Source organism: Pseudomonas vancouverensis, from assembly GCF_004348895.1.
GTDB lineage: Bacteria > Pseudomonadota > Gammaproteobacteria > Pseudomonadales > Pseudomonadaceae > Aquipseudomonas > Aquipseudomonas vancouverensis.
Window position 1 is genome coordinate 159,796 of sequence record NZ_RRZK01000019.1, and the last position, 11,826, is coordinate 171,621.

The window sequence follows — 11,826 nt, forward strand, 5'->3', positions numbered from 1 at the left end:
CTCACACAAAAACCCGCGAAAGCGGGTTTTTTGCATTCTGGGCTTCTGATTTATTAATTTTTAAAATCAGGGGTTTACAGATCAAAACGCGCTCCGTATAGTGCGCCACATCAACAGCGGCAACGCTGAAGATGATTGCCCAGATGGTGAAATTGGTAGACACGCCAGCTTCAGGTGCTGGTGACCTTACGGTCGTGGAAGTTCGAGTCTTCTTCTGGGCACCAATTCAAATTCAAGGTTACGACCTTGAATTTCACAGAAACCCGCGAAAGCGGGTTTTTGCGTTTCTGGCTTCCTGAAAATGTCACCACCCTTGCAGATGTCCTTTGTGGTGAGGGGATAGGCCAAACCACCATGTGGACTCTCTTTCCCCGTAGCGCGCATTTGAGAAACAATATCGTTTATCATTGTTGCAAGTTTTTGCAATGCGACAGTGAGGAACCCTGCGAATGATGTTTCGAAATACCCTGCGCCGTGGCTTGACCTTCACCCTCCTCGGCCTGGCACTCGCCACTCCCCTCACCCAAGCCGCCGACCCGGTTTCCCTGACGCTCTACAACGGCCAGCACAAGGAAGTCGGCGATGCGGTCGCCAAGGCCTTCGAAGCCAAGACCGGCATTCACGTCAACGTGCGCAAGGGCAGCAGCAACCAGCTCGCCAGCCAGATCGTCGAAGAAGGCGATCGCTCCCCCGCCGATGTGATCTACACCGAAGAATCGCCCCCTCTGAACAAACTGGGCGAACAAGGCTTGCTGGCCAAGGCCGACGACGCCACCCTCGCCGTTCTGCCCAAGGAATACGTCGCCGGCAATGGCACCTGGATCGGCGTGACCGCCCGGGTGCGCGTGGTCGCCTACAACCCGAAACTCGTCGATGAAAAAGACCTGCCCAAGTCGGTAATGGATTTCGCCGACCCGAAATGGCAAGGCAAGGTCGGCTTCGTCCCCACCAGCGGCGCGTTCCAGGAACAAGCCGTGGCCATCATCAAGGTACATGGCATGGACGCCGCCGAAGAGTGGCTGACCGGACTGCGCGCTTTCGGCAAGACCTACAGCAACAACATGGTTGCACTTAAAGCGGTTGAAAACGGTGAAGTGGCTACCGTACTGGTCAACAACTACTACTGGTTTGCCTTGCAGCGGGAAAAAGGCCAGCTCGACTCGAAACTGCATTACTTCACTGGTGGCGATGTGGGCGGCTTGATCACCGTCTCCAGCGCGGCGGTGCTCAAGTCCAGCAAACACCCCAAAGAAGCCCAGCAGTTGCTCGCCTACATGGCCAGCGAAGAAGGCCAACGCGTCATCACCCAGACCACTGCCGAGTATCCGCTGCACAAGGGTATGGAGTCCGACCGCGGGCTCAAACCGTTCAGCGAGCTGCAAGCACCGAATGTCACACCCGCCGACCTCGGCAACGCCGAAGAAGCGTTGGATCTGGAACGTGACGTTGGCCTGAACTGATGAGCGTATCGCTATCCGCCGCATCGCGCACTGGCTTCGTGCCCCGGCGCAAGCGGCCGTCGATCTGGCTGGTGCTGCCGGTGCTGCTCCTGGTCGTACTGAGCTTGCTGCCGCTGGCCTATGTTGGCCTCAAGGCCTGGCAAGCCGGCTGGGCTCAGGCGCTGCATCTGCTTTGGCGTCCGTACGTGTTCGGCCTGCTGCGCAACACCCTGGCACTGATGGCCGGGGTCACCCTCACCTGCGGCGTGATCGGTCTGTCGCTGGCGTGGTTGCTGGAACGCAGCAATCTGGCAGGGCGCCGGTTATGGGGTGTGGTCCTGTGCCTGCCATTTGCGGTCCCGGCCTTTGTCAGCAGCTTCACCTGGGTTTCCCTGAGCGCTCATTTCGAAGGACTGGGCGGGGCCATTCTGGTCATGAGCCTGTCGAAATACCCGCTGATTTTCCTGCCCGTGGCAGCAACCCTGCGCAATCTCGACCCGTCTCTTGAGGAGTCGGCTCGCACATTGGGGCAGAATCGTTGGGGCGTTTTTTTCCGCGTCACACTGCCGTTGTTGTGGCCATCGCTGCTGGCCGGATCGTTGTTGATCGCCCTGCATATGCTGGTGGAGTTTGGCGCCCTGTCGATTATCGGCCTGCAAACCTTTACCACGGCGATCTACCAACAGTTCGAACTTGAGTTCAGCAATGCCAATGCGGCGATGCTGTCTGCGGTGCTGCTGGCGCTGTGCCTGACGTTGCTGTGGCTGGAACTGCGCATGCGCGGCAAGGGGCGACACGTGCGCACGGGCCAAGGCGCTGCGCGACGGGCCGAGCAGGTTCGCCTGGGACCGTGGGCGGTCGTCGGCCAGCTGTACTGCGTGATCCTGGCGATTGTCGGCAGCGGCATTCCGTTGGGGATGCTGGCTTATTGGCTGGCAGTCGGGTCGTCAGCAGCATTCCCGGTCGCAGCGATCACTGAGGCTTTGCTGTCGTCACTGGCGCTGTCGCTGGGTGGCGCGGCGCTGTGCTTGCTGCTGGCAGTGCCGGTCGGGCTGCTGGTGGTTCGCCACAAGGGCCAGCTGGCGATCTGGGCCGAGCGCCTGCCGTATCTGCTGCATGCACTGCCGGGCTTGGTGATTGCACTGACGCTGGTGTATTTCGCCCTGCACTACGTGCCGGCGCTGTATCAGACTTCGGCGTTGTTGCTGATTGCCTACGCACTGCTGTTTTTGCCACTCGCGCAGGCACCGATTCGCACCGCACTCAATAAGGCTGCACCGCAACTGGAAGAAGCTGCGCGCACTCTCGGCGCATCGTCATTCAGTGCGTTCTGTCGGGTGACGCTGCCGATCATCTTCCCGGCATTGGGCGCGGCGTTCGCGCTGGTGTTTCTGGATGCGATGAAAGAGCTGACGGCGACGCTGCTGCTGAGCCCGACCGGGCTGAACACTCTGGCGACGGAAGTCTGGGCGCATACCGCGAATGTGGAGTTTGCGGCGGCGGCGCCGTATGCGGCGCTGTTGATCGTGGTGTCGGGGTTGCCGGTGTATCTGCTGACGACGCGGATGTATCTGAGTCGCTGAGTCCGCTATCGCGAGCAAGCTCGCTCCCACAGGGGTTGCGCTGCACCTGTGGGAACGAGCTAGACCGGCACTGCTTTCAGATCAAGCCCTGAACTGCCCCAGGCTCGCCTTCAGCTGTGCAGCCAGACCATCCAGCACCTTGCCGCTGGCCGTGGTTTCCTGAACGGCTTGAGCAGCCTTCTCGGCCTGCGCATGAATGGTCTCGACACGCCCACGTACGGCTTGCGCGCCATTGGCCTGATGTTCGGCCGCCTGAGTCGCCAGACCGATAGCGGTGTGCACCTGCTCGACCGAAGCCTGCACCGACTGCTGCAATCGCGCACTGTCACGAAGCACCAGAAGACCTTCGCTGGCCTGACGCCCGGCCTGACCAATCGCCGCCACAGCCTCACGTGCGCCCTGCTGAAGAGCAACGATGTGCGCCTGAATATCACCTGTTGAGCTTTGGGTCTTGCTCGCCAGCGCCCGCACTTCGTCGGCCACCACCGCGAAACCACGACCGGTTTCACCGGCACGCGCCGCCTCGATGGCCGCGTTCAGCGCCAGCAAGTTGGTCTGCTCAGCGATGCCGTGGATCACCGTCAGCACCACCTCAATCTGCTCGCTCTGCTGCGCCAGTCGCTCAATGACTTGTGCCCCGGTGTCGACCTGCCCCGCCAGCGCCTCGATCAGGCTGCCGACCTTCGCCGAAGTCCTGGTGTTCTCGTCTGTGGCCTGACGAATTTCAACTACCTGGCGCAACGCCGCCTGCATGGCGTGGCTTTCAGACTGGGCTTCGTCAGCCATTTTCGACAAGGCGCGCAGACTTTCCGCCACCTCGTCACGCTGCATGCCCGCCGCCGCATCGGCACCGGCATTGCGCAAGGTCATGGCGCCGATTTCCACGCCGGTACGCTGGGCCACGTCACCCGCCTCACGCACGATCGGCTGCAACTTATCCACAAAGCGGTTGACCGCCGAGGCCATGTCACCGATTTCGTCTTTGCTGTTGATCTGTACACGCTTGGTCAGATCGCCGTCGCCCGCCGCCAGGTCATCCATGGCCACGATCAGCATTTTCAGGCGATTGACCACTCGACGCCCCAGTACCACGGCCAGCAACAGCAGGACACCAAAACCGACCACGGCCAGGCACACACCAATGCGCCAGCGAAGGGTCGCCGCGGCCTCCTGGACGGTGCTGGTGGTGTTGGCTTTCATTTCGCCTGCCGTGGATTGCGCCGATTGCAGGCGCGAGCGCATGGCGGCGGCGCTGTCTGCCGCTGCGCCTTTGAGGCTATCGCCGACCAACTGGTCGCTGCTGGCAATCAGCGCCGAGAAGCGCTTGTCCAGCGCCGCCAGATCAGTCTCGACGGACTCGGTCGACACGCCCATCAACACCTTGCCGATTTCCACGCCGTTCGGATTGATCGAGGCTTCGATGTAGAAAACCGACGGATCGTTTTTCGCTGCATCCAGCACCTTGTCCAGCGCGCGCTCGCCTTGGCCTTTCTCCAGCAGAGCCTTGTTGATCGGGTTTTCCCGGTTGAGGTAGCGCGTCAGGTGTTGACCGGTGGCATCGTCGTACACCACAAACAGCACGTTGGGATTGCGCTGGGCGCGACGGGCGAACTCGGACAGGGTGGGAACGTCGTTGTCCCACATGGCGCGGGGTGCGACCGAGGCCAGAAGCTGCGCCATGTCATTGGCGGAGTCCTTCAGGTCTTTTTCCAGGGTCGCACGCAGTTGCGCCTGCTCTTCCTCGAGTCGCGAGGACAAACCGGCCGTGAGGCGTTGACGGGTGCTGGTGGAGAGGCTGTCGAGACTCGAGGTGACTTCACGCCCCGCTTGCTCAAGCTCTCCGGAAAGTTTTTGACTGTCCGCCCCAAGTCGCGTGCCGAGATCGGCTTCCAGTGCAGTCACCGTGCTCCGAGTCAGAGCAACAGCCACCAGCACCTGCACCAAAAGGGCGATACCAAGGGTAACGAACACAGGCCGTAATAAACGGCTTTGTAACAGTGAGAGAACGGCCGACACTGTGAATCCCTCTACTTTGACGCCATTAAATTGATGGCACTCTTATCGGGATATTTACAGCAAAGGTCATGCCGTCCAACAGGCATAAACGACAAAGGGCCCGATTATGGGCCCTTTGTGTTTCACATCAATGACTTATCAAGCGAACGGATGACGCAGAACGATGGTCTCGTTGCGGTCAGGGCCCGTCGAAATAATGTCGATCGGTGCGCCGATCAACTCTTCAACGCGCTTGATGTAGGCACGGGCGTTAGCTGGCAGCTCTTCCAGGGTCTTGGCGCCCACGGTCGATTCGGTCCAGCCCGGCACTTCTTCGTACACCGGCTGCAGGCCTACGTAGCTGTCAGCGTCAGTCGGCGCTACGGCGTTGCCTTGCGCGTCCTTGTAGCCGGTGCAGATGTTAATGGTTTCCAGGCCATCGAGGACGTCCAGCTTGGTCAGGCAGATGCCCGAGATGCTGTTCACATCGATAGCGCGACGCAGGATAACGGCATCGAACCAGCCGCAACGACGGGCACGGCCGGTGGTAGCGCCGAACTCGTGACCTTGTTTGGCCAGGTGTGCACCGACTTCGTCAAACAGCTCGGTCGGGAACGGGCCCGAACCTACGCGAGTGGTGTAAGCCTTGGTGATGCCCAGGATGTAGTCCAGGAACATCGGGCCAACGCCCGAACCGGTCGCCACGCCACCGGCGGTGGTGTTGGAGCTGGTCACGTACGGGTAGGTACCGTGGTCGATGTCGAGCAGCGAACCCTGGGCACCTTCGAACATGATGTCCTTGCCGGCGCGACGCAGGTCGTGCAACTCGGCGGTCACGTCCAGCATCAGCGGCTTGAGCAGCTCAGCGTATTCCTTGCACTCGGCCAGGGTCTTTTCGAACTCGATGGCAGGCTCTTTGTAGTAACCGACCAGCATGAAGTTGTGGTAGTCCACCAGCTCACGCAGCTTGTCTTCGAAGCGCGGCATGTTGAGCAGGTCGCCCACACGCAAACCACGACGGGCAACCTTGTCTTCGTAAGCCGGGCCGATGCCGCGACCGGTTGTACCGATCTTCAGCTCGCCACGGGCCTTTTCACGGGCCTGGTCCAGCGCCACGTGGAAGGACAGGATCAGCGGGCAGGACGGGCTGATACGCAGGCGCTCGCGCACCGGTACGCCTTTCTCTTCCAGCTTGGTGATTTCCCGCAGCAGGGCGTCAGGTGCAACCACCACGCCGTTGCCGATCAGGCACTGCACGCCTTCGCGCAGCACGCCCGACGGGATCAGGTGCAAGACAGTCTTTTCACCGTCGATCACCAGGGTGTGGCCAGCGTTGTGGCCACCTTGGTAGCGCACTACGGCGGCAGCATGTTCGGTCAGCAGATCAACGATCTTGCCTTTGCCCTCATCACCCCATTGGGTGCCCAGGACTACGACATTCTTACCCATAACACTTGTCCTCATTCGCGCAAACTTGGTGCCGGCGGCAGCCGGCGGGAAAACTCAAGAAGCCAGTGGCGATACTTGCCAAAGCCCGTTCTGCTGGATCAATTGCCGGTCGCAGTCCGCTTCACGGGCGGCGGCCAATGGCTGCCCAGGCAATGCCTGGACGACACGCTGACCCTCACTGCGCAACTGGCAAACCTGCTGCCAGAGTGCCGCATCCGTACTGTCAGGCATCCAGATACCGCCAGACGGTAGCTCGATCTCAGCACGCCCCAGGGTCACCAGGGTTTTCAAATCGGTAGAGAAGCCGGTGGCCGGACGGGCGCGACCGAAGTCGGCACCGATGTCGTCGTAACGACCACCCTGAGCAATCGACTGGCCAACACCCGGCACAAACACGGCGAACACTACGCCGGTGTGGTAGTGATAACCGCGCAGCTCGCCCAGGTCGAAGTACAGCGGCAGCTCCGGGAAACGCACGGACAGACGCTCGGCAATCGCCAGCAAGTCGTCCAGTGCCGCCAGAACAGGAGCCGGCGCCTTGGCCAGGCGCTCGCGCGCAGCCGTCAGCACTTCACGACCGCCACACAGGTCGACCAACGCACGCAGCATGCCCGACAGGTCCGCCGGCAAGCCTTCGGTCAAGGTAATGACCTCGTCGATAGCCTTGCGTTGCAAGGCATCGAACAACTGCTGCTCGACTTCACCGGACAAACCGGCCGCACGGGCCAGGCCACGGTAGATGCCGACATGGCCGAGGTCCATGTGCACGTCCGGCACATCGGCCAGTTGCAGCATGGCGAGCATCAGGCTGATGACTTCCACGTCACTGCTCGGATTGCCGTCGCCGTACAACTCGGCGCCCAGTTGAATCGGGCTGCGCGAGGACGACAGGGCGCGAGGCTGGGCATGCAGAACGCTGCCGGCATAGCACAGGCGGCTCGGGCCTTCGCGGCGCAGGGTATGCGCATCGATGCGCGCCACTTGCGGTGTGATGTCGGCACGGAATCCCATCTGACGGCCCGACTGCGGGTCGATGACCTTGAAGGTGCGCAGGTCCAGGTCCTGGCCCGCGCCGGTCAGCAGGGATTCCAGGTACTCGATATGGGGAGTCACGACAAACTCGTAACCCCAGCTCTGGAACAGATCCAACACCTGACGCCGCGCCACTTCAATACGCGCCGCTTCCGGTGGCAGTACTTCTTCGATGCCATCTGGCAGAAGCCAGCGGTCTACCGTTGCCATTACGCCTTCCCCTATATCCGGGCAGCCAGCCTGTCGGCGAGCCTTGAGTGAAGCAGAAAATGATCGGCCCACGCACAATCCACGCGCATGAGCGACGGAGCGAAAAGCCTTCTACGGCTTCGCTGACCACTTTCCTCGAAAAACTGTCGGGCCATGAGCCCGGCATCTGCCTAAAACCAGCAATCAAACGTGCAGACGCAAAAAAGCCGGGAATTTCCCGGCTGCCGCATCATACACACGTTTTCCCAAAGGATCACCCCGCCAGAGGTTTTAGCCGCCAGGCGGGATGATTCAGGTCAACGGCGTATCAAGGCTTGGCTTTTTCCAGGTAGTGGAAGAAGTCGCTGCTTGGGTCGAGGACCATGACGTCGGATTTGTTCGCGAAGCTTTCACGGTAGGCACGCAGGCTACGGTAGAACGCGTAGAACTCCTGATCCTGACCGTAGGCCTTGGAGTAGATCGCAGCGGCCTGGGCGTCGCCGTCACCGCGAATCTCTTCAGATTCACGATAGGCTTCAGCCAGCAGTACGCGGCGCTGACGATCGGCATCGGCACGAATGCCTTCAGCCAGCTCGTTACCCTTGGCGCGGTGCTCGCGAGCTTCACGCTCACGCTCGGTGCTCATACGTTCGAACACGCTGCGGTTCACTTCTTTCGGCAAGTCGATGGTCTTGACCCGAACATCGACCACTTCGATGCCCAGCTCTTTCTCGGCCATCTTGTTCAGCGAAGAAGTGATGTCCGCCATCAGCGCATCACGCTCACCGGAGACCACCTCGTGCAGGGTGCGCTTACCGAACTGGTCACGCAGGCCCGATTCCAGACGACGGGACAGACGCTCGTCGGCGATCTGCTTCAGACCGGAAGTCGCGGTGTAGAAACGCTCGGCGTCCTTCACACGCCACTTGGCGTAGGCATCGACCATCACGGCTTTCTTTTCCAGCGTCAGGAAGCGTTGCGTCGGCGCATCCAGCGTCATCAGGCGTGCGTCGAATTTACGCACCTGGTTAACGTACGGCACCTTCACATGCAGGCCCGGCTGAACATCGGCCTGAACCACGCGACCGAATTGCAGCAGCACCGCGCGCTCGGTCTGAGCCACGATGTAGAAGCAGTTCCAGGCAGCGATGGCCACGACGACGCCGACAATAAGGGCGATCAGCGATTTATTGCTCATCAGCGAGTCTCCCTGGTACGCGCTTGCTGTTGCTGCAGATCAACTGCCGCACGCGCATTCGCTTCATTGCTGGTAGCGGCCGCACTGGTCACCGGAGTGCTGGTGCTGCGACTACTGTCGATCATCTTGTCCAAAGGCAGATACAGCAGGTTGCTCTGGCCATTCTTGTTGCCGGTCACGAGCACTTTGCTGGTGTTGCTGAAGACTTCCTGCATGGTGTCCAGGTACAGACGCTGGCGGGTGACTTCAGGTGCCTTGCGGTATTCGGCCACCAGCTTGGTGAAGCGATCGGCCTCACCCTTGGCGCGGGAGACGGTTTCGTCACGGTAGCCGTTGGCATCCTCAAGGATGCGCTGGGCCTGACCACGAGCTTCCGGCACAACGCCGTTGGCATAAGTTTCAGCCTGGTTGCGCGAACGCTGCTCGTCTTCACGGGCGCGGATCACGTCATCGAAGGCTTCCTGTACTTCGCGCGGTGCCGCTGCGCTCTGTACGTTGACCTGGGTCACGGTGATACCGGTGCGATAGGTATCCATGAAGCGTTGCAGACGCTCCTTGATTTCGCTGGCCATCAATTCACGACCTTCGGTCAGCACCTGGTCCATCGCGGTGGAACCCACCACATGGCGCAAGGCACTGTCGGTCGCGTGCTGCAGGCTGATTTCCGGCTGATCGACGCTCAGCACGAAGTCCTGCAGGTTGCTGATCTTGTACTGCACGGTCAGCGGCACTTCGACGATGTTTTCGTCTTCAGTCAGCATTTGACCCTGCTTGGTGTACGCACGCTCACGCGTCACGTTTTCCATGTACTTTTTATCGATCGGCGGGAAGTAGATATTCAGGCCCGGACCTACGGTTTCGTAGTACTTGCCGAAGCGCAGCACCACGGCCTGCTCCTGCTCGTCGACGACATAGACCGCGCTGTACAGCCACACGGCTGCCAGGACGACCAGACCGATGCCAAGCAGGCCGCCGAAGCCGCCACTGCCCTTGCCCGGACCACCGCCGTCATCACCACTGCCACGTTTCTTACCACCACCGAACAAACCGTTCAGGCTTTCCTGCAGCTTTCGGAAGGCCTCGTCGAGATCCGGTGGCCCCTTGCGATCGCCGTTGTTACGACGCTTGCCACCCCAAGGATCCTGATTATTCGAGTTGCCACCCGGCTCATTCCAAGCCATAGCGCTCTCCATCTGATAAAGCAAAGACGCACCCACGGCGCGCCGACCAATGCTACAGAATGCCTGTCACCACGACACAACCGCTTTCTCAGGCTTTTATTGCAAAGTGTGTTGCTCGATGAATTCCATCGGCTGCAATCCTTCGCGGCTTACCAGTCGATTCAACTCGACCCTGGGCAAACGAACGGCCAGCAAACTGATGCCTTCTTCGTCGTGTTCTTCTTTCTGCACCGCACCGAGTTCGAAAAACTGCGCACGCAGTCGGGCGAATCGTTGCGGCAAGCGCAAGGTACCAATGAACAGATCACTGCCAAGCAACTCGGCAATGGCCTGCTCAAGCAGTTCCAGACCCGTGCCATCACGCGCCGACAGCCAGACCCGCTGGGGCTTGCCGTTTTCGTCGCGCTGGATTTGTGGCTCAACGCCTTCAAGCAAATCGAGTTTGTTATAGACCTCGAGGATCGGCAAGTCCTGGGCACCAATCTCGCCCAGCACCACCATCACCTGCTCGATCTGCAACATGCGATCCGGTTCGGCCGCATCGATCACGTGCAACAACAGGTCAGAGTTGCTCGACTCTTCGAGGGTAGACCGAAATGCCTCGACCAGCTTGTGGGGCAAGTGGCGAATGAAACCCACGGTGTCGGCCAGGACAATCGGCCCCAGGTCGTCAAGCTCCAGACGGCGCAAGGTCGGATCCAGCGTCGCAAACAACTGGTCAGCCGCATACACCTCGGACTTGGTCACGTTGTTGAACAGCGTGGATTTACCGGCGTTGGTATAGCCCACCAGGGACACGGTCGGGATATCCGCACGGGATCGGCCACGTCGCGACTGCTCACGCTGACTGCGTACTTTTTCCAGGCGCCCCTTGATCTGGCGCAAGCGAACCCGCAGCAAACGACGGTCGGTTTCCAGTTGGGTTTCACCCGGACCGCGCATGCCGATACCGCCACCTTGACGCTCAAGGTGAGTCCAGCCACGAACCAGCCGGGTGCTCATGTGGTCAAGCTGGGCCAGTTCTACCTGGAGCTTGCCTTCATGGGTACGGGCGCGTTGGGCGAAAATATCGAGAATCAGACCGGTACGGTCGATCACGCGACACTCGAAGACACGTTCGAGGTTACGTTCCTGACTGGGCGTGAGGATGTGATTGAAAATCACCAGATCGGCTTCTTCAGCCTTGACCAGGTCGCGCAGTTCCTCGACCTTGCCGCTGCCGATCAGGTATTTGGCGGTTGGCCGATGACGCGGCACGTTAAAAAACGCAACGGTCTCGGCGCCGGCCGAATTAGCCAATTCCTGAAACTCCTGCGGATCTTCGCGCGCCTCAGGGTCCTGTCCATCCAAGTGAACGAGAATGACTCGTTCACCACCACCGTGGCGCTCAAAGAACAAAGGAGACTCCTATCAGGCGTTACCTGGCTCAGCGTCACCTGCTTCGGATTCGGTTGCGCTAGGCAGACGAATCGGGCGAACAGGAACCACTGTCGAGATAGCGTGCTTGTAAACCATTTGGCTGACGGTGTTCTTCAGCAGAATGACGAACTGGTCGAAAGACTCGATCGTGCCTTGCAGCTTGATACCGTTGACCAGGTAGATGGACACCCCAACTTTCTCTTTACGTAAAGTATTCAAGTAAGGGTCTTGTAGCGAATGCCCTTTTGACATGTGCCGCACTCCTTTAAGGATTCAAAATAAAAATAGGTAATCAGATGGCTTTAGCCGCCACACCCCCAAGGATAGACGGCAATTGCAAG

The 11,826-nt window shown here is 60.1% G+C and carries 10 protein-coding genes and 1 tRNA gene; 3 read left to right on the plus strand and 8 right to left on the minus strand.

Going from position 1 to position 11,826, the window contains the following annotated elements:
• Position 1 precedes the first annotated feature (1 nt).
• Positions 2-163: a hypothetical protein gene (locus EIY72_RS29950; RefSeq protein ID WP_157720949.1), complete on the minus strand. Its 162-nt coding sequence runs from the start codon at positions 161-163 to the stop codon at positions 2-4.
• On the opposite strand from EIY72_RS29950, the gene EIY72_RS14970 reads away from it, so the two are divergent.
• The 3 genes from EIY72_RS14970 to EIY72_RS14980 all read left to right on the plus strand — a co-directional run bounded on the left by EIY72_RS14970 (position 138) and on the right by EIY72_RS14980 (position 3,022).
• Positions 138-224: transfer RNA gene (locus EIY72_RS14970), tRNA-Leu, on the plus strand. The two genes, EIY72_RS29950 and EIY72_RS14970, sit on opposite strands and share 26 nt — an antisense overlap.
• Positions 225-449: 225 nt before the next feature.
• Positions 450-1,460 (plus strand): iron ABC transporter substrate-binding protein, encoded by a 1,011-nt coding sequence (locus tag EIY72_RS14975; protein ID WP_093227187.1) that lies wholly within the window; start codon positions 450-452, stop codon positions 1,458-1,460.
• Positions 1,460-3,022, plus strand: coding sequence for an ABC transporter permease (locus EIY72_RS14980; protein WP_093227189.1), 1,563 nt, complete (start codon positions 1,460-1,462; stop codon positions 3,020-3,022). The genes EIY72_RS14975 and EIY72_RS14980 overlap by 1 nt, the downstream gene beginning before the upstream one ends.
• An 81-nt stretch (positions 3,023-3,103) precedes the next feature.
• Here the strand turns inward: EIY72_RS14980 and EIY72_RS14985 are convergent, their stop codons facing one another.
• From EIY72_RS14985 to hfq, 7 genes are all read right to left on the minus strand, one after another.
• Positions 3,104-5,038 (minus strand): methyl-accepting chemotaxis protein, encoded by a 1,935-nt coding sequence (locus EIY72_RS14985; protein WP_093227191.1) that lies wholly within the window; start codon positions 5,036-5,038, stop codon positions 3,104-3,106.
• 138 nt (positions 5,039-5,176) lie between these two features.
• Positions 5,177-6,466, minus strand: a complete 1,290-nt coding sequence (locus EIY72_RS14990) for an adenylosuccinate synthase (protein WP_085711159.1) — start codon at positions 6,464-6,466, stop codon at positions 5,177-5,179.
• 54 nt (positions 6,467-6,520) lie between these two features.
• The gene (locus tag EIY72_RS14995; RefSeq protein WP_093227193.1) at positions 6,521-7,708 is read right to left on the minus strand and encodes an ATP phosphoribosyltransferase regulatory subunit; all 1,188 of its coding nucleotides are present in this window, start codon (positions 7,706-7,708) and stop codon (positions 6,521-6,523) included.
• Between the two features lie 307 nt (positions 7,709-8,015).
• Positions 8,016-8,885, minus strand: a complete 870-nt coding sequence (gene hflC, locus EIY72_RS15000; RefSeq protein ID WP_093227195.1) for a protease modulator HflC — start codon at positions 8,883-8,885, stop codon at positions 8,016-8,018.
• Positions 8,885-10,066: an FtsH protease activity modulator HflK gene (gene hflK / locus EIY72_RS15005; RefSeq protein WP_093227198.1), complete on the minus strand. Its 1,182-nt coding sequence runs from the start codon at positions 10,064-10,066 to the stop codon at positions 8,885-8,887. Before hflK ends, hflC begins: the two co-directional genes overlap by 1 nt.
• Before the next feature lie 96 nt (positions 10,067-10,162).
• Positions 10,163-11,464, minus strand: coding sequence for a ribosome rescue GTPase HflX (gene hflX / locus EIY72_RS15010; protein ID WP_093227201.1), 1,302 nt, complete (start codon positions 11,462-11,464; stop codon positions 10,163-10,165).
• Between the two features lie 12 nt (positions 11,465-11,476).
• On the minus strand, positions 11,477-11,737 hold the full coding sequence (gene hfq, locus EIY72_RS15015) for an RNA chaperone Hfq (protein ID WP_007902656.1): 261 nt from the start codon (positions 11,735-11,737) through the stop codon (positions 11,477-11,479).
• Positions 11,738-11,826 lie beyond the last annotated feature (89 nt).